This is a genomic window from Limnohabitans sp., assembly GCF_044373035.1.
Lineage (GTDB): Bacteria > Pseudomonadota > Gammaproteobacteria > Burkholderiales > Burkholderiaceae_C > Limnohabitans_A.
Genome location: NZ_JBILQU010000065.1, coordinates 1 through 17,086, shown reverse-complemented (window position 1 = coordinate 17,086; position 17,086 = coordinate 1). Strand labels below are relative to the sequence as shown.

Genomic DNA, 17,086 nt, shown 5'->3' with positions numbered 1-17,086 from the left:
AGGCCTAGCGGGCGATTTCCATCTCGGCCTTGCGGTCGATCAAGCAGCCCAGTTGGGTATGGATTGGACCGCTGAGATGGACTACAGGCTCAGTGGTGTTGCGAAGGTGTTCGAAAATATGTGAGGATTTTGGTTTTTTCTTGAATGAGCAGGATAAGTTTGTGCCAAAAATTGAGAAATAAAAATGCTTTTTTAGCTTCAATCGTTTGTTTTTCGTAAGTACTTGCAAGATGCCTTGAGCACAGTGCGTCTGGAAACCCCGAGTGGTGATCGGTCGTGGGCGGAAGATCAACCAGCGGGTGGACTTCATCGGTGCCAGCCCTCCGCACAAACACTTGCGCGGACCTTGAAGGCCGCTGGTTTGGGCGTGTCGACTTTTGGAGGTGTGAAGGTTTCGGGTTGTCTGAGCGTTCCACTGAGGCCATGTTTCGGGCTATAATCAGCCTGTTTTGCGATTTGCAAAGCGCACGCCATCCGCTTTTCCGGCAGTTGGCGCAAGTCATTAACCCGCTGAAATTCTTCATTGAAAGACAGCGAAACAACAAGGAAAAAACCATGATTGCATCTTCAATCAAGGCCGAGGTCGTCAAGGCCAATGCCCGTGCTGCCAACGACACTGGGTCCCCAGAAGTCCAGGTGGCTTTGCTCACAGCCCGTATCAACGAGCTGACACCCCACTTCAAAACACACGCCAAAGACCATCACGGTCGCCGTGGTTTGCTGCGCATGGTCAGCCGTCGCCGCAAATTGCTCGACTACCTCAAGTCCCGTGATGCTGACCGTTACGTTGCACTGATCGCCAAACTTGGCCTGCGCAAGTAATCGTCACCCCAGATGAAAAGCGCCTGAGTTAGTTCACTAGCTCAGGCGCTTTATTCTTTTTTTCTTCGGAATTTGCCACAAAGAACCCGCGCTGTGTCATTCCACAAGGCTTTGAACCCAAGGTTTTGTGGAATGGCATCGAGTTCAGAGCGTCATCTTCCGGGCCCACAGTGCAGCCTCATGCGCTTTTGTTTTCAGGAGTTCTGAACATGTCTATTTTCAATAAAGTCACCAAAACATTCCAGTGGGGCCAGCACACGGTCAAGATGGAAACTGGCGAAGTCGCCCGCCAAGCCGGCGGCGCTGTGCTGCTCGACATGGAAGGCACCGTCGTGCTCGCCACCGTCGTGGGTTCCAAGATCGCCAAAGCCGGTCAAGATTTCTTCCCGCTCACCGTCGATTACATCGAAAAGACTTACGCTGCAGGCAAGATCCCCGGCAGCTTCTTCAAGCGTGAAGCCAAGCCCAGCGAGCACGAGACCCTGACCAGCCGCCTGATCGACCGCCCCATCCGTCCTCTGTTTCCCGAAGGTTTCTACAACGACGTGCACGTGGTCATCCACACCGTGTCTTTGAACCCTGAAGTTGACGCCGACATCGCTGCGATGATCGCCGTGTCTGCCGCTTTGTCCATCTCCGGCATCCCTTTCAACGGCCCCATCGGCGCCGCTCGCGTGGGTTACATCAACGGCGAATACGTCCTGAACCCCGGACAGACCCAGCGCAAAGACAGCGTCATGGACCTGGTGGTTGCCGGTACCGAAGCCGCTGTGCTGATGGTCGAATCCGAAGCCCTGCAACTGTCCGAAGAAATCATGTTGGGTGGTGTGGTGTACGGTCACGAGCAATCGGCGATCGCCATCAACGCGATCCACGAGTTGGTGCGCGAAGCTGGCAAGCCTGTCTGGGACTGGCAAGCGCCTGCCCGCGACTTGGCTTTTGAAGCCAAGTTGGCCTCTTTGGCCGAAGAGAAACTGCGCGCTGCTTACCAAATCCGCAACAAACAAGCCCGCACACACGCTTGCCGCGAAGCCTACGCTTCGGTCAAAGTGGCTTTGGCCGAAGAGGGCTTGGCCTTTGACGGCGTCAAGCTCGAAGGCCTGATGTTCGAGATCGAAGCGCGCATTGTGCGCAGCCAGATTTTGGCGGGTGAGCCCCGCATCGACGGCCGCGATACACGCACGGTTCGTCCCATCGAAATCCGCAACAGCGTGCTGCCCCGTACACACGGCTCGGCCCTGTTCACACGTGGCGAAACCCAGGCTTTGGTCATCACCACCTTGGGCACCGAGCGCGATGCACAACGCATTGACGCATTGGCCGGTGAGTTTGAAGACCGCTTCATGTTTCACTACAACATGCCTCCCTTTGCCACTGGCGAAGTGGGCCGCATGGGCAGCACCAAACGCCGCGAAATCGGCCACGGCCGTTTAGCCAAGCGTGCTTTGGCCGCAGTGTTGCCGACCAAAGAAGAATTCCCCTACACCGTGCGTGTGGTGTCCGAGATCACCGAATCGAACGGTTCGTCGTCCATGGCTTCTGTCTGCGGCGGCTGCTTGTCGATGATGGACGCCGGTGTGCCGATGAAAGCCCATGTGGCCGGTATCGCCATGGGCCTGATCAAGGAAGACAACCGCTTTGCGGTGTTGACCGACATCTTGGGTGACGAAGACCACCTGGGTGACATGGACTTCAAAGTGGCCGGTACCACCAACGGCATCACCGCTTTGCAGATGGACATCAAGATTCAGGGCATCACCAAAGAGATCATGCAAGTCGCTTTGGCCCAAGCCAAAGAAGCCCGCATGCACATTCTGGGCAAGATGCAAGAGGCGATGAGCACGGCCAACACAGAAGTGTCGGATTTCGCGCCCAAGCTCTTCACCATGAAGATCAACCCCGAAAAAATCCGTGACGTGATCGGCAAGGGCGGCGCGACCATCCGTGCCCTGACCGAAGAAACCGGCTGCCAAATCAACATCTCCGAAGACGGCACGATCACCATCGCGGCCACCGACGGCGAAAAGGCCGACATCGCCAAGAAACGCATCGAGCAGATCACCGCCGAAGTTGAAATCGGCAAGGTCTACGAAGGCCCTGTGACCAAGATCCTGGATTTCGGCGCCCTGATCAATTTACTGCCTGGCAAAGACGGTCTGCTGCACATCAGCCAGATCGCCCACGAGCGTGTTGAGAAGGTCACCGACTACCTGAGCGAAGGCCAGATCGTCAAGGTCAAGGTCATGGAAACCGACGAAAAAGGCCGCATCAAGTTGTCGATGAAGGCTTTGTTGGACCGTCCGGCTCAAGGCTGATGAGGGGTTTTGCGTTGAGCGTTGAGGGTTAGGCGAGAAGCTTCCAACCCGCAAGGCTCAACCTGCCAATCACGCCAAACGCTGAACGCCAAACGCTGAACGGACAAACCATGAACGTCATCGAAATTCAAAGCTTCGGCGCCCCTGAAGTGCTGGTGCCCGGCACCCGTCCTGAGCCTGTGGCCGGGGCAGGGGAGTTGCTCATTCGCGTTTCGGCCAGCGGCATCAATCGCCCCGATGTGCTGCAACGCACCGGCAACTACCCTGTGCCACCGGGTGCCTCTGACATTCCGGGTCTGGAGGTGGCGGGCGTGGTGGTGTCGGGTGATGCGGCGGCCATGGCCGAAGCCGGTTTTGCAGTGGGCGACCGTGTCTGCGCTTTGGTAGCGGGTGGTGGTTATGCGCAACTGTGCATGGCCCCAGTGGTGCAGTGTTTGCCAGTTCCCAAGGGCCTGACGGATACCGAAGCTGCTTCGCTGCCCGAGACATTCTTTACCGTGTGGAGCAATGTGTTTGACCGCGGGCGTTTGCAAGCGGGTGAGACCCTGTTGATTCAGGGCGGCACCAGCGGTATCGGCGTTACAGCCATCCAGATGGCCAAGGCGGCTGGCGCTCAAGTGATCGCCACGGCAGGTTCTGATGCCAAATGCCAGGCTTGCCTGGACTTGGGCGCTGACCATGCCATCAACTACAAAACCACAGATTTTGTGGCTGAGGCCAAGCGCATCACGGGTGGCGTGGGTGTGAATGTCATCTTGGACATGGTGGCGGGCGACTATGTGGCGCGTGAAGTCGAGGCCTTGGCCGAAGACGGTCGCTTGGTCATCATCGCTGTGCAAGGCGGCGTCAAGAGCGATTTCAATGCCGGCATGGTGCTGCGCCGTCGCTTGACGATCACCGGCTCGACACTGCGTCCGCGCCCCGTAGCCTTCAAGGCAGCGATTGCGCAGTCTTTGCGCCAGACGGTATGGCCCTGGATCGAGTCGGGCCGCATCAAGCCGGTCATCCACAGCGTTTTTGCTGCGGTGGAGGCGGGTGGTGGTTTGCCCTCAGGCGCGGCGCAGGCCCATGCCCTGATGGAAACGAACCAGCATGTGGGCAAGATTGTGGTGACTTGGTGATGGGCATGTCCGGCAAATTGATGGTGGGCAATTGGAAGATGAATGGCAGCCTGGCTGCCAATGCTTGTTTGTTGTCCGACATCTTGAGCGGCATGGCGGGTGTGAGTTGCCATGCTGCTGTGTGCTTGCCCGCCCCCTATCTGGCACAAGCTCAAAGTTTATTGGTCGGATCTGCCTTGGCAGTGGGTGCGCAGGATGTGTCAGCCCATGAATCAGGTGCCTACACCGGCGAAGTGTCGTGCGACATGTTGCGTGATTTTGCGGTGCGTTTCGCCATCGTGGGTCACTCGGAGCGGCGTCAATACCATGGCGAGACTGATGCCGTGGTGGCCAACAAAGCCCAGCGGGCCTTGGCGGCAGGCATCACCCCGATCGTGTGCGTGGGCGAGAGTCTGGCCGAACACGAGGCGGGGCAGACCGAGGCGGTGGTCAAGCGTCAGTTGGCGGCGGTGATCCACACCAACGGCCACTGCATCAGCGAAATCGTAGTCGCTTATGAGCCCGTTTGGGCCATTGGCACTGGATTGACGGCCACGCCTGAGCGAGTCCAAAGTGTGCATGCTGTTTTGCGTGCCCAGTTGCACGCCGCCACAGCGCATGCTGAGCGGGTGTCGATCTTGTACGGTGGCAGCATGAATGCCGCCAATGCCGCCGACTTGCTGGCCCAGCCCGATGTGGGCGGCGGTCTGATCGGGGGCGCGTCACTCAAGGCCCCAGACTTTTTATCCATGTTGAAAGCCGCTTCGCGCTGAGCTTTTCAACCCAGTTTTGATTTTTTTCGGAGTATTCAAATGAGCGTGATGTTGACCTTGATTTTGGTGGTGCAGATGTTGTCGGCCCTGGCCATGATTGGCCTGATCCTGATCCAGCATGGCAAAGGCGCTGACATGGGGGCGGCTTTTGGAAGCGGTGGTTCGGGGAGCTTGTTTGGTGCTACAGGCAGTGCGAACTTCATGTCGCGCACCACGGCGGTGTTGGCGGCTGTGTTTTTCGTGTGTACTTTGTTGCTGGCTTACTTTGGCAAGCTCGCGCCCACATCTTCGGGCAGTGTGCTGGAAGGCGCGGCTGTGACGGCGCCTGCCCCTGTGAACACCAGCCCTGCTGCACAGATTCCAGGCAATACACCTGCTGCCCAACCAGACAACAGCGTTCCTCCTGTACCCGCGAAATAATCAGCTTGGCAGTCTGCTGGGATTGAGCTTTGCTGCTGTGCACAATTTTCCGGGTTTGAGTCGAGGAATAGCCTTTTTTCCGGAGTAGAATCAGAGTCTGTACAGCGAGCAACACGCACTTTAGGTGCACCTCAAGCCAGCTGTTCATGTGCATCCAGCCGTCGTGGTGAAATTGGTAGACACGCTATCTTGAGGGGGTAGTGGCGAAAGCTGTGCGAGTTCGAGTCTCGCCGACGGCACCAGACAAACGCAAGCGCTCGGGCTGAAGGCTTGGGCGCTTCATTCGGTCATTAACCGGCAGTCACCCCATGAACCTCGAACAGTACCTTCCCATTCTTTTGTTCATTTTGGTCGGTGTGGCTGTCGGCATCATTCCCCAGGTTTTAGGCTACATCCTCGGTCCCAATCGGCCTGACGCGGAAAAAAATTCCCCCTATGAATGCGGCTTCGAAGCTTTCGAAGACGCTCGCATGAAGTTCGATGTGCGCTACTACCTGGTGGCCATTTTGTTCATCTTGTTCGATCTGGAAATCGCCTTCCTGTTTCCCTGGGCCGTGGCCCTCAAGGAGGTGGGCCTGTCCGGCTTTGTGGCCGTGATCATTTTTCTGGCCATTCTGGTCGTGGGCTTTGTCTACGAGTGGAAAAAAGGTGCCCTGGACTGGGAATGACCGTTTTGACGCACAACAGCAAACAGCCTGTTTGAGGAACCCAAATGATTGAAGGCGTGATGAAAGAAGGCTTCATCACCACGAGTTACGACTCGGTGGTGAACTGGGCCAAAACCGGCTCGCTCTGGCCCATGACCTTTGGTCTGGCCTGCTGCGCGGTCGAGATGATGCATTCGGCCGCTGCCCGTTATGACTTGGGGCGATTCGGTGCCGAAGTGTTCCGAGCCAGCCCCCGTCAGGCCGACTTGATGATCGTGGCGGGCACCTTGTGCAACAAAATGGCCCCGGCGTTGCGCAAGGTCTATGACCAGATGTCTGAACCCCGCTGGGTGATCTCCATGGGTTCTTGCGCCAATGGCGGTGGTTATTACCACTACAGCTATTCGGTGGTGCGCGGTTGCGACCGCATCGTGCCGGTGGATGTGTATGTGCCGGGTTGCCCGCCCACGGCCGAAGCGCTGATCTACGGCATCATCCAGCTGCAGCAAAAAATCCGCCGCACGCACACCATTGCGCGCGCTTGAGGGGAATGACGATGACCGATTTCGCCATTCGCCCCGAAGACTTGCAAGACAACTTGGCTGTTGCCTTGGGTGATCGGGTGCAGAAAATCACCCTGGCCCTGGGTGAGGTGACTGTGCATGCGAGCGCGGCCCATTACCTGGGTGTGATGCAAACCCTGCGTGATGCGCCGGGCTGCCAATTTGAACAGCTTGTAGATTTGGCAGGACTTGATTACTCGGCTTACCGCGAAGTGGGCACCGATGGCCCGCGTTTTGGTGTCACGGTGCATTTGTTGTCCGTGAGCCTGAACCAGCGCGTGCGCGTCAAAGTGCTCTGCCCCGATGACGATCTGCCTTTGGTGGATTCGGTCAACGACATCTGGAACTCGGCCAACTGGTACGAGCGCGAAGCGTTCGACCTCTACGGCATCGTGTTCGAAGGCCACAACGACCTGCGCCGCATCTTGACCGACTACGGTTTCATCGGTCACCCCTTCCGCAAAGACTTCCCGCTGTCGGGTCACGTCGAAATGCGTTACGACGCCGAGCGCAAGCGCGTGATTTACGAGCCCGTGAGCATTGAGCCACGCGAAATCACGCCGCGCATCATCCGCGAAGACAACTACGGAGGCCTGAACTGACATGGCCGAAATCAAGAACTACACGCTGAACTTCGGTCCCCAGCACCCGGCCGCACACGGTGTGTTGCGCTTGGTGCTCGAGTTGGATGGCGAGGTCGTGCAACGTGCCGATCCGCACATTGGCTTGCTGCACCGCGCTACCGAAAAGTTGGCGGAGAGCAAAACCTACATCCAGTCGCTGCCCTACATGGACCGCTTGGATTACGTGTCGATGATGTGCAACGAGCATGCGTATTGCTTGGCCATCGAAAAGATGCTGGGCCTGCAAGTGCCCATGCGCGCCCAGTACATCCGCGTGATGTTCTCCGAAATTACCCGCATCTTGAACCACCTCATGTGGCTCGGTTCGCACGGCAACGATTGCGGCAGCTCCACCATCCTGATCTACACCTTCCGTGAGCGCGAAGACCTGTTCGACATGTACGAGGCCGTCTCGGGTGCCCGCATGCACGCAGCCTACTTCCGCCCCGGTGGCGTGTACCGCGAACTGCCAGACAGCATGCCGCAGTACAAGGTCAGCAAGGTCAAGAACGCCAAGGCCATCGAGCAGCTCAACAAGAACCGCAATGGCTCCTTGCTGGACTTCATCGACGACTTTACTCAGCGCTTTCCGAAGTGCGTGGATGAGTACGAAACCCTGTTGACCGACAACCGCATCTGGAAGCAGCGCACCGTGGGTGTGGGCGTGGTGTCGCCAGAGCGTGCCCTCAATTTGGGCATGACCGGCCCCATGCTGCGCGGCTCCGGCTTCGCTTGGGACTTGCGCAAAAAGCAACCTTACGACGCTTACGACCAAGTCGAATTTGACGTGCCCGTGGGCAAGACCGGTGACAGCTATGACCGTTACCTGGTGCGTGTGCAGGAGATGCGCGAATCCAACCGCATCATCCAGCAGTGCGTGAAGTGGTTACGTGCCCACCCTGGCCCGGTCATCACCGACAACCACAAGATCGCGCCGCCTGCGCGTGAAGGCATGAAGACCAACATGGAAGACTTGATTCACCATTTCAAGCTCTTCACTGAAGGTTTCCATGTGCCCGAAGGCGAGGCCTACGCTGCTGTCGAGCACCCCAAAGGTGAGTTCGGCATCTACATGGTGAGCGATGGGGCCAACAAGCCTTATCGCCTCAAAATTCGTGCCCCGGGCTTTGCCCATCTGGCCACTCTCGATGAAATGGCCCGTGGCCACATGCTGGCCGATGCGGTCGCGATCATCGGGACCATGGACATCGTTTTTGGAGAGATTGACCGATGATCTCTGATTCCACCAGAGCACGCTTTGCGCGTGAAGTTGCCAAGTTCCCTGCAGACCAAAAGCAGTCGGCCGTCATGGCTTGCTTGGCTATCGTGCAGCAAGAACAAGGCTGGGTGAGCCCCGACAGTGAGCAAGTCGTGGCCGAGGTGTTGGCCATGCCTGTGATGGCGGTGCACGAAGTCACCACCTTCTACAACATGTACAACCAAAAGCCGGTCGGCAAGTTCAAGCTGAACGTCTGCACCAACCTGCCTTGCCAGTTGCGCGGTGGCCAAGCGGCCCTGGAACACCTGGAGCGCAAGCTGGGCGTGCATTCGGGCCAGACCACTGCCGACGGCTTGTTCACTTTGCAGCCCAGCGAGTGCCAAGGCGCTTGCGCCGATGCGCCCGTGTTGTTGGTCAATGACCGTCACATGTGCAGCTTCATGAGCCATGAAAAATTGGACCAACTCGTCGACAGCCTGAAGAAAGCCGAGGCCGCCTGATGAACGTCGAACAAATTCTGAGCCAATTCCAAGCCACCGGCGTGGAAAGCTGCTTCCATGACCGCCACATCAACCCGCAAATCTATGCCGGTCTGAATGGCACGAACTGGGGCATCCAAGACTACGAAGCACGCGGCGGCTATGCGGCCTTGCGTAAAATTTTGGGCAAAGACGGTGCGCAGCCCAATGCCGAGACCGGCGTTGCGGGCATGACCCAAGACCAGGTGATCGCCACCGTGAAAGAGTCCGGCCTGCGCGGTCGCGGCGGTGCGGGTTTCCCCACGGGTCTGAAGTGGAGCTTCATGCCCCGCCAGTTCCCTGGGCAAAAGTATTTGGTGTGCAACTCGGACGAAGGTGAGCCGGGCACCTGCAAAGACCGTGACATCATGGAGTACAACCCCCACACGGTGATCGAAGGCATGATCATCGCCGCTTATGCCATGGGCATCAGCGTGGGTTACAACTACATTCACGGCGAAATTTTCCACACCTACGAGCGCTTTGAGGCGGCCCTCGAAGAGGCCCGTGCTGCAGGCTATTTGGGTGACAACATCATGGGCAGCACGTTCAGCTTTCAGCTGCACGCCTCGCACGGGTTTGGCGCTTACATCTGCGGCGAAGAAACCGCTTTGCTTGAATCACTCGAAGGTAAAAAAGGCCAGCCTCGCTTCAAGCCACCGTTTCCCGCCAGCTTTGGCCTGTACGGCAAGCCCACCACCATCAACAACACCGAAACCTTCGCAGCGGTGCCCTGGATCATCCGCAATGGGGGTCTGGCGTATCTGGAATGCGGCAAACCCAACAACGGCGGCACCAAGATCTTTTCGGTCAGCGGTGACGTGGAGCGCCCCGGCAATTACGAAGTGCCCATGGGCACGCCCTTTGCCAAGCTGCTCGAACTGGCCGGTGGCATGCGCGGTGGTCGCCAACTCAAGGCGGTGATCCCTGGCGGATCGTCCTCGCCGGTCGTTCCTGCCGAGTTGATGATGAAGCTGACCATGGACTACGACAGCATCGCCAAAGAGGGCGGTTCGATGTTGGGTTCGGGCGCAGTGATCGTCATGGACGAAACGCGTTGCATGGTCAAGGCGCTGGCGCGTTTGTCTTACTTTTACTCGCACGAGTCTTGCGGTCAATGCACCCCTTGCCGTGAAGGCACAGGTTGGCTCTGGCGCATGGTGGACCGCATTGAACACGGCCAAGGCCGTGCCAGCGACATCGACATGCTCGACAGTGTGGCCGGCAACATCATGGGCCGCACGATTTGCGCTTTGGGCGATGCAGCGGCCATGCCGGTACGCGGCATGCTCAAGCATTTCCGTCACGAATTTGTACACCTCATCGAGCACAAGACCTCCATGGTCGATGCCGATGCAACAGCGGTGAAGACCCATGGTTGAAATAGAACTCGACGGTCAGAAAGTGGAAGTTGCCGAAGGCAGCATGGTGATGCATGCCGCTGAAAAAGCCGGCACCTACATTCCGCATTTCTGTTATCACAAAAAATTGAGCATTGCGGCCAACTGCCGCATGTGCCTGGTTGAGGTCGAAAAAGCCCCCAAGCCCATGCCCGCATGCGCCACGCCCGTGACGCAAGGCATGATCGTGCGCACCAAGAGCGACAAGGCCATCGCGGCGCAAAAGTCGGTCATGGAGTTTTTGCTGATCAACCACCCGCTGGATTGCCCCATTTGCGACCAAGGCGGTGAGTGCCAGTTGCAAGATTTGGCTGTGGGTTACGGTGGCAGCAGCTCGCGCTACGAAGAAGAAAAGCGTGTGGTGTTTCATAAGGAAGTCGGCCCTCTGATCTCGATGGAAGAGATGAGCCGCTGCATCCACTGCACACGCTGCGTGCGTTTCGGCCAGGAAGTGGCCGGTGCCATGGAGTTGGGCATGTCACACCGGGGCGAACACGCCGAAATCGAAACCTTCCTGGGCCAGACGATTGACTCCGAGTTGTCGGGCAACATGATCGACATCTGCCCCGTGGGCGCTTTGACCAGCAAGCCGTTCCGCTACCACGCCCGCACTTGGGAGTTGTCGCGTCGCAAGTCGGTGGCTGCGCACGATTCGTCCGGTGCCAACCTGATCGTGCAGGTCAAGAACAACCAGGTCATGCGCGTCGTACCGCTGGAAAACGAAGATGTCAACGAGTGCTGGATCGCTGACCGCGAGCGTTTCTCTTACGAAGCCCTGAATGGCACTGACCGCCTGACCCATCCCATGCTCAAGCAGGGCGGTGAGTGGAAAACTGTGGACTGGCAAACCGCCCTCGAATACGTGGCCAATGGTTTGCGCAACATCCAGCGCGACCACGGTGCCAACAGCATCGGCGCATTGGTCAGCCCGCACAGCACCGTGGAAGAGTTGTATTTGGCCGGTGCTTTGATGCGCGGCCTGGGCTCTGACAACATTGATTTCCGTTTGCGCAACGCCGAATTTGCTACAGCCGAAGGTGTGCGCACTTTGGGCACATCCATTGCATCGTTGTCTACCTTGCAGCGTGTTCTGGTCGTGGGCTCCAACCTGCGCAAAGACCATCCACTGTTTGCCCTGCGTGTACGGCACGCCGTGCGCCATGGCGCTCAGCTGCACGTGATCACCGACCCCGCGGCATTCAGCCATGCCGACGCCTGGGCCATGTCTGTGGCCAACGCGGTAGTGACCGATGCGTTTGCCTGGGCGCAAACCCTGGCCGATGTGGCGACCGCCATTGCAGCCGAGAAGGGCGTCACAGCCCCTTGTGCGGGCACGGCCTCTGTACAAGCCCAAGCCATCGCCAAGTCTCTGCTGGGCGGCGAGCGCAAGGCGGTGTTGCTGGGCAATGCCGCAGCACACCATGCCAACGCATCGACCTTGCTGGCCCTGGCCAACTGGATTGCCGAGCAAACGGGTGCCAGCGTGGGTTATCTGACCGAAGCGGCCAACACCGTGGGCGCGCAATGGGTGGGCGCACAGCCCCAAACCGGCGGCAAGCATGCGGGCCAGATGCTGGCCGGCGGCCTGAAAGCCGCGATCTTGCTGAACACCGAGCCAGAGTTTGACAGCGCCGCAGGTGGCGCTGCTGCCCCAGCACTGGCGCAGGTCGAAATGGTGGTCACGCTCAGCCCGTTCAAGGCCAACATGGCATTCAGCGATGTGCTGCTGCCGATTGCCCCGTTCACAGAGACCTCGGGCTCTTTTGTCAACGCTGAAGGCCGTCTGCAAAGCTTCCACGCTGTGGTCAAACCTTTGGCCGATACCCGTCCGGCCTGGAAAGTGCTGCGCGTGCTGGCCAATTTGCTCGACATTCCGGGTGTGGCTTTTGAAACCTCTCAAGACGTGCTGGCGCGCGCCACGGCTCAACCGCTGACGGCATCGAACGCCACACGGGCTGCCATCAACCTGACAGGGACCACCACGCCCGCTCCGGCGGTCGCTTCCATTTACCAGTTGGACGGTACCGTGCGCCGTGCGCCGTCTTTGCAATTGACCGCAGACGCCCGTCAGGAGGTGACCCATGGTTGACGCGCTGTACAACGGCGGCCTGAACTTGGTGGCTGCCAGCTGGTGGGCCACGATGGTTTGGCCTGTTTTGTGGATTTTGCTCAAGATCGTCGCCATCCTCGCGCCGCTGATGGGGGCTGTGGCTTACCTGACGCTGTGGGAGCGCAAGCTCTTGGGTTTCATGCAAGTGCGTCATGGCCCCAACCGCGTGGGGCCGTTTGGTTTGTTGCAGCCGATTGCAGATGCCGTGAAGTTGTTGACCAAAGAATTGATCAACCCCACAGCGGCCAGCCTTGGCTTGTTCCGCTTGGGCCCGATCATGGCCATCATGCCGGCGCTGGCTGCCTGGGTCGCCATTCCGTTCGGCCCCGAGCAGGCGCTGACCAACATCAATGCCGGTTTGCTGCTGGTGATGGCGATCACGTCGATTGAGGTGTATGGCGTGATCATCGCGGGCTGGGCCTCCAACTCCAAATATGCCTTTTTGGGTGCGCTGCGTGCATCGGCGCAAATGGTGAGCTACGAGATCGCCATGGGCTTTTGCTTCCTGGTGGTCTTGATGGTCTCGGGCAGCATGAACTTGACAGAGATCGTTCTGGCGCAAGGCAAGGGCGCTGCCGCCGACATGGGCCTGAGCATCTTCTCTTGGAACTGGTTGCCGCTGTTGCCCATCTTCATCGTCTACTTGATCTCGGGCGTGGCCGAAACCAACCGTCACCCGTTTGACGTGGTCGAAGGCGAGGCCGAGATTGTCGCCGGTCACATGGTCGAGTATTCGGGCATGGGCTTTGCGATCTTCTTCTTGGCCGAATACGCCAGCATGTGGCTGGTGTCCATCCTGGCCGTGATCATGTTCCTGGGCGGCTGGTTGTCGCCCATCGACCACGCCTTGTTCAACATGATCCCGGGCTGGATCTGGCTGGGCCTCAAGACTTTCTTGGTGGTGTCCATGTTCATCTGGATTCGTGCCACATTCCCGCGCTTCCGTTATGACCAGATCATGCGTCTGGGCTGGAAGATCTTCATCCCTGTCACTTTGGTGTGGCTGCTGGTCGTTGGCGTGTGGTTGCACTCGCCATGGAACATCTGGCACTGATTGGTGAATGACCATGACCACAATGACTGCTTCCTCTTTCTCGATCAAGGACTTTCTCAAGAGCTTCATGCTCGTGGAGTTGCTCAAGGGCATGGCCCTGACTGGACGCTACGCTTTTGCCCGCAAGGTGACGGTGCAGTTTCCTGAAGAAAAAACGCCGCTCTCGCCGCGTTTTCGCGGCCTGCATGCCCTGCGCCGTTATGACAACGGTGAAGAGCGCTGCATTGCCTGCAAGCTTTGCGAGGCGGTTTGCCCTGCGATGGCCATCACCATCGAAGCCGGCCAGCGCGAAGACGGTTCGCGCCGCACCACACGCTACGACATCGACCTCACCAAGTGCATCTTCTGCGGCTTTTGTGAAGAAAGCTGCCCGGTGGACTCGATCGTCGAGACGCACATTTTTGAATACCACGGCGAAAAACGCGGTGACCTGTACTTCACCAAGGACATGTTGCTGGCCGTGGGCGACCGTTACGAAAAAGAGATCGCTGCTGCCCGTGCCGCCGATGCGCCTTACCGTTGAACGTCGCCCAGTCCTGAACACTTAAAAAGACAGACTTATGGACGTTAAGACCGGTTTCTTCTACCTCTTCTCGGTGGTGCTGCTGTTTGCAGCCTTCCGGGTGGTGACCGCACGCAACCCCGTGCATGCGGTGCTCTACCTCATGCTGGCTTTCTCGCAAGCTTCTGCTGTGTGGTTCCTGCTCAATGCCGAATTCCTGGCCATCTTGCTGGTGCTGGTGTACCTGGGTGCGGTGATGGTGCTTTTCCTGTTCGTGGTGATGATGCTGGACATCGGCATCGACACTGTGCGCAAAGGCTTCTGGAAGAACTTTCCTTTGGCGGCCACTTTGGGGGCCGTCGTCGCTCTGGAAATGGCCGCTGTGTTGTTGTCCGGTTTTCGCTTGTCCGAAGCACCGGTCATGGGCAACGGTGCCGTGCCGGTGGACAACGCCAAAGCATTGGGCATCTTGCTTTACACCGAATACCTGATGCCGATCCAGATCGCGGCGGCCATTTTGCTGGTGGCCATGATCGCGGCCATTGCCCTGACCCTGCGTGGGCGCAAGGACAGCAAGGCGATTGACCCGTCCATCCAAGTCAAGGTGCGTGCTTCCGACCGCATGCAAGTGGTCAAAATGGACCCGACCCAAGCAGCGCCTGCCCCCGTTGCTCAAACTGATGCAGCACCTGTGGAGGTGAAAAAATGATGACCCTGACCCTTGGACACTACTTGTCGCTCGGTGCCATGCTGTTCGCATTGGCCGTGATCGGCATCTTTCTGAACCGCAAGAACCTGATCGTTTTGCTCATGGCCATCGAGCTGATGCTGCTGGCCGTGAACATGAACTTTGTGGCGTTCTCACACTACCTGGGTGACATGCACGGCCAAGTGTTCGTCTTCTTCATCCTCACGGTGGCCGCGGCCGAATCGGCCATTGGCCTGGCCATTCTGGTGCTGCTGTTCCGCAACCAGCACAACATCAACGTGGACGAACTCAATTCGCTCAAGGGTTAACAAGAATATGAGTCAGACCCTCAACGCCAGCACATTGCTGGCCATCCCCTTGGCCCCGCTGGTGGGCTCTTTGTTGGCCGGTATTTGGGGCACCCAATTCGGTGGCAACTGGATTGGTCGTCGACTGTCGCACAGCTTCACCATTTTGGGCGTGCTCTTGGCGTTCATCCTGTCGGCCATCACGCTCAACAGCGTCTTGGCTGGGGCCAGTTTCAACGAAAGCATCTACACCTGGATGGTGGTGGGTGGCCTGAAGATGGAAATCGGTTTCATGGTCGATGGCCTCACGGCCATGATGATGTGCGTCGTCACCTTCGTGTCCCTGATGGTGCACATCTACACCATTGGTTACATGGACGAAGACGAAGGCTACAACCGCTTTTTTGCCTACATCTCGCTGTTCACTTTCTCCATGCTGATGCTCGTCATGAGCAACAACTTGCTGCAGTTGTTCTTTGGCTGGGAAGCTGTGGGCCTGGTGTCTTATTTGCTGATCGGCTTTTGGTACAACAAACCGACCGCCATCTTCGCCAACATGAAGGCATTTTTGGTCAACAGGGTGGGTGACTTCGGCTTCATCATCGGCATTGGCCTGATCGCCGCCTACACCGGAACGCTCAACTACACCGAGCTGTTTGCCAAGGCGCAAGAACTCGCTGCCATCGATTTCCCTTGGTACATCTTCGGCATGGACGCCATGCTGATCACCGTGATCTGCATTTGCCTCTTTATCGGTGCCATGGGCAAGTCGGCCCAGTTCCCGCTGCACGTGTGGCTGCCCGATTCGATGGAAGGCCCCACGCCCATCTCGGCCCTGATCCACGCCGCCACCATGGTGACGGCTGGCATTTTCATGGTGGCGCGCATGTCGCCGCTGTTCGAGCTGTCCGATTCGGCTTTGAATTTCATGATGCTGATCGGCTCGATCACGGCCTTGTTCATGGGCTTTTTGGGCATCATCCAAAACGACATCAAGCGCGTGGTGGCTTATTCCACTTTGTCGCAGCTGGGCTACATGACGGTGGCCTTGGGTGCATCGGCTTATTCGGTGGCCGTTTTCCACCTGATGACGCACGCGTTCTTCAAGGCGCTGCTGTTCTTAGGCGCTGGCTCGGTCATCATGGGCATGCACCACAACCAGGACATTCGCTACATGGGCGGTCTGCGCAAGTACATGCCCATCACTTGGATCACGTCTTTGCTGGGTTCTCTGGCCTTGATTGGTACGCCTTTGTTCTCGGGCTTTTACTCCAAGGACAGCATCATCGAAGCCGTGCACCTGAGCACCTTGCCTGCCGCTGGCTTTGCCAATTTTGCGGTGCTGGCGGGTGTGTTTGTCACGGCCTTCTATTCGTTCCGCATGTACTTCCTGGTCTTCCATGGCCCGGAGCGCTACGACCAGAACCCGGATGCGCACCATGGTCACGATGAGCACCACGGCCATAACGATCACGCAGACGGCCATGGCCACGACAAGCCGCACGAGTCGCCTTGGGTGGTGACTGTGCCGCTGATCTTGCTGGCGATTCCTTCGGTGGTCATTGGTTACATGACGATCGGCCCCATGCTGTATGGCGACTTCTTCAAAGACGGGATCTTCATCGATGCCGTCAAGCACCCTGCCATGCAGCAATTGGGTGAGTTGTTCCACGGCCCGGTGTTCATGGCGATTCATGGCCTGAGCATGGCGCCGTTCTGGCTGGCTTTGGCCGGTGTGGTGACTGCTTGGTACATGTACCTGATCAACCCCAAAGTGCCAGCCTTCTTCGCCCGCGCACTGCGTCCGCTGATCGTGGTCATGGAGAACAAGTACTACATGGACTGGATCAACGAAAACATTTTAGCCAAAGGTGCACGTGGTTTGGGCATGGGGCTATGGAAGGTGGGCGACCGCGCCATCATCGACGGCTTCTTTGTCAACGGATCTTGGAAACTTGTGGGACTGATCTCTGGCGTGGTCCGCTGGTTCCAGTCGGGTTTTCTGTATCACTACGCCCTGGTCA

Annotated in this window: 17 protein-coding genes and 1 tRNA gene; all 18 read left to right on the top strand. The window is 58.1% G+C overall.

The window, feature by feature from the left end; translation table 11 throughout:
- The first annotated feature begins 555 nt into the window (after positions 1 to 555).
- Positions 556 to 822 carry a 30S ribosomal protein S15 gene (gene rpsO / locus ACIQ47_RS10525; RefSeq protein ID WP_019428565.1) on the top strand — a complete coding sequence of 89 codons (267 nt, stop codon included), beginning with the start codon at positions 556 to 558 and terminating at the stop codon, positions 820 to 822.
- A 209-nt stretch (positions 823 to 1,031) separates the two neighbouring features.
- On the top strand, positions 1,032 to 3,137 hold the full coding sequence (gene pnp / locus ACIQ47_RS10520; protein WP_396438075.1) for a polyribonucleotide nucleotidyltransferase: 2,106 nt from the start codon (positions 1,032 to 1,034) through the stop codon (positions 3,135 to 3,137).
- 110 nt (positions 3,138 to 3,247) lie between these two features.
- Entirely contained in the window at positions 3,248 to 4,258 is a 1,011-nt protein-coding gene (locus ACIQ47_RS10515; protein WP_396438074.1) for an NAD(P)H-quinone oxidoreductase, read from the top strand.
- Complete coding sequence (tpiA, locus tag ACIQ47_RS10510) at positions 4,258 to 5,010, top strand: triose-phosphate isomerase (RefSeq protein WP_396438073.1); 753 nt, start codon at positions 4,258 to 4,260, stop codon at positions 5,008 to 5,010. Before ACIQ47_RS10515 ends, tpiA begins: the two co-directional genes overlap by 1 nt.
- 39 nt (positions 5,011 to 5,049) lie before the next feature.
- The gene (gene secG, locus ACIQ47_RS10505) at positions 5,050 to 5,430 is read left to right on the top strand and encodes a preprotein translocase subunit SecG (RefSeq protein ID WP_396438072.1); all 381 of its coding nucleotides are present in this window, start codon (positions 5,050 to 5,052) and stop codon (positions 5,428 to 5,430) included.
- A 157-nt stretch (positions 5,431 to 5,587) separates the two neighbouring features.
- Positions 5,588 to 5,672, top strand: a tRNA-Leu gene (locus ACIQ47_RS10500).
- A 66-nt stretch (positions 5,673 to 5,738) separates the two neighbouring features.
- Positions 5,739 to 6,098 (top strand): NADH-quinone oxidoreductase subunit A, encoded by a 360-nt coding sequence (locus tag ACIQ47_RS10495; RefSeq protein ID WP_296292210.1) that lies wholly within the window; start codon positions 5,739 to 5,741, stop codon positions 6,096 to 6,098.
- A gap of 44 nt (positions 6,099 to 6,142) precedes the next feature.
- Entirely contained in the window at positions 6,143 to 6,622 is a 480-nt protein-coding gene (locus tag ACIQ47_RS10490) for an NADH-quinone oxidoreductase subunit B family protein (protein ID WP_108406238.1), read from the top strand.
- Between the two features lie 11 nt (positions 6,623 to 6,633).
- Positions 6,634 to 7,242 (top strand): NADH-quinone oxidoreductase subunit C, encoded by a 609-nt coding sequence (locus ACIQ47_RS10485; RefSeq protein ID WP_396438071.1) that lies wholly within the window; start codon positions 6,634 to 6,636, stop codon positions 7,240 to 7,242.
- A gap of 1 nt (position 7,243) precedes the next feature.
- A complete protein-coding gene (locus ACIQ47_RS10480) occupies positions 7,244 to 8,497 on the top strand; it encodes an NADH-quinone oxidoreductase subunit D (RefSeq protein WP_396438070.1) in 1,254 nt (417 codons plus the stop codon).
- Positions 8,494 to 8,982, top strand: coding sequence for an NADH-quinone oxidoreductase subunit NuoE (gene nuoE, locus ACIQ47_RS10475; RefSeq protein WP_296292206.1), 489 nt, complete (start codon positions 8,494 to 8,496; stop codon positions 8,980 to 8,982). Before ACIQ47_RS10480 ends, nuoE begins: the two co-directional genes overlap by 4 nt.
- Positions 8,982 to 10,382, top strand: coding sequence for an NADH-quinone oxidoreductase subunit NuoF (nuoF, locus tag ACIQ47_RS10470; RefSeq protein ID WP_396438069.1), 1,401 nt, complete (start codon positions 8,982 to 8,984; stop codon positions 10,380 to 10,382). Before nuoE ends, nuoF begins: the two co-directional genes overlap by 1 nt.
- Entirely contained in the window at positions 10,375 to 12,489 is a 2,115-nt protein-coding gene (gene nuoG, locus ACIQ47_RS10465) for an NADH-quinone oxidoreductase subunit NuoG (protein WP_396438068.1), read from the top strand. The genes nuoF and nuoG overlap by 8 nt, the downstream gene beginning before the upstream one ends.
- Positions 12,482 to 13,564 (top strand): NADH-quinone oxidoreductase subunit NuoH, encoded by a 1,083-nt coding sequence (gene nuoH, locus ACIQ47_RS10460; protein WP_396438067.1) that lies wholly within the window; start codon positions 12,482 to 12,484, stop codon positions 13,562 to 13,564. The genes nuoG and nuoH overlap by 8 nt, the downstream gene beginning before the upstream one ends.
- Before the next feature lie 13 nt (positions 13,565 to 13,577).
- Positions 13,578 to 14,087 carry an NADH-quinone oxidoreductase subunit NuoI gene (nuoI, locus tag ACIQ47_RS10455; RefSeq protein ID WP_108351987.1) on the top strand — a complete coding sequence of 170 codons (510 nt, stop codon included), beginning with the start codon at positions 13,578 to 13,580 and terminating at the stop codon, positions 14,085 to 14,087.
- A 37-nt stretch (positions 14,088 to 14,124) separates the two neighbouring features.
- Entirely contained in the window at positions 14,125 to 14,775 is a 651-nt protein-coding gene (locus tag ACIQ47_RS10450) for an NADH-quinone oxidoreductase subunit J (protein WP_396438066.1), read from the top strand.
- The gene (gene nuoK, locus ACIQ47_RS10445) at positions 14,775 to 15,083 is read left to right on the top strand and encodes an NADH-quinone oxidoreductase subunit NuoK (protein WP_053176930.1); all 309 of its coding nucleotides are present in this window, start codon (positions 14,775 to 14,777) and stop codon (positions 15,081 to 15,083) included. The genes ACIQ47_RS10450 and nuoK overlap by 1 nt, the downstream gene beginning before the upstream one ends.
- A gap of 7 nt (positions 15,084 to 15,090) precedes the next feature.
- The coding region (nuoL, locus tag ACIQ47_RS10440) for an NADH-quinone oxidoreductase subunit L (protein ID WP_396438065.1) at positions 15,091 to 17,086 on the top strand (1,996 nt) is incomplete at its 3' end.

Bases quoted from the DNA above. Each gene is read 5' to 3' on its own strand.
- rpsO (WP_019428565.1), top strand. From the start codon at position 556: ATGATTGCATCTTCAATCAAGGCCGAGGTCGTCAAGGCCAATGCCCGT.
- pnp (WP_396438075.1), top strand. From the start codon at position 1,032: ATGTCTATTTTCAATAAAGTCACCAAAACATTCCAGTGGGGCCAGCAC.
- ACIQ47_RS10515 (WP_396438074.1), top strand. From the start codon at position 3,248: ATGAACGTCATCGAAATTCAAAGCTTCGGCGCCCCTGAAGTGCTGGTG.
- tpiA (WP_396438073.1), top strand. From the start codon at position 4,258: ATGGGCATGTCCGGCAAATTGATGGTGGGCAATTGGAAGATGAATGGC.
- secG (WP_396438072.1), top strand. From the start codon at position 5,050: ATGAGCGTGATGTTGACCTTGATTTTGGTGGTGCAGATGTTGTCGGCC.
- ACIQ47_RS10495 (WP_296292210.1), top strand. From the start codon at position 5,739: ATGAACCTCGAACAGTACCTTCCCATTCTTTTGTTCATTTTGGTCGGT.
- ACIQ47_RS10490 (WP_108406238.1), top strand. From the start codon at position 6,143: ATGATTGAAGGCGTGATGAAAGAAGGCTTCATCACCACGAGTTACGAC.
- ACIQ47_RS10485 (WP_396438071.1), top strand. From the start codon at position 6,634: ATGACCGATTTCGCCATTCGCCCCGAAGACTTGCAAGACAACTTGGCT.
- ACIQ47_RS10480 (WP_396438070.1), top strand. From the start codon at position 7,244: ATGGCCGAAATCAAGAACTACACGCTGAACTTCGGTCCCCAGCACCCG.
- nuoE (WP_296292206.1), top strand. From the start codon at position 8,494: ATGATCTCTGATTCCACCAGAGCACGCTTTGCGCGTGAAGTTGCCAAG.
- nuoF (WP_396438069.1), top strand. From the start codon at position 8,982: ATGAACGTCGAACAAATTCTGAGCCAATTCCAAGCCACCGGCGTGGAA.
- nuoG (WP_396438068.1), top strand. From the start codon at position 10,375: ATGGTTGAAATAGAACTCGACGGTCAGAAAGTGGAAGTTGCCGAAGGC.
- nuoH (WP_396438067.1), top strand. From the start codon at position 12,482: ATGGTTGACGCGCTGTACAACGGCGGCCTGAACTTGGTGGCTGCCAGC.
- nuoI (WP_108351987.1), top strand. From the start codon at position 13,578: ATGACCACAATGACTGCTTCCTCTTTCTCGATCAAGGACTTTCTCAAG.
- ACIQ47_RS10450 (WP_396438066.1), top strand. From the start codon at position 14,125: ATGGACGTTAAGACCGGTTTCTTCTACCTCTTCTCGGTGGTGCTGCTG.
- nuoK (WP_053176930.1), top strand. From the start codon at position 14,775: ATGACCCTGACCCTTGGACACTACTTGTCGCTCGGTGCCATGCTGTTC.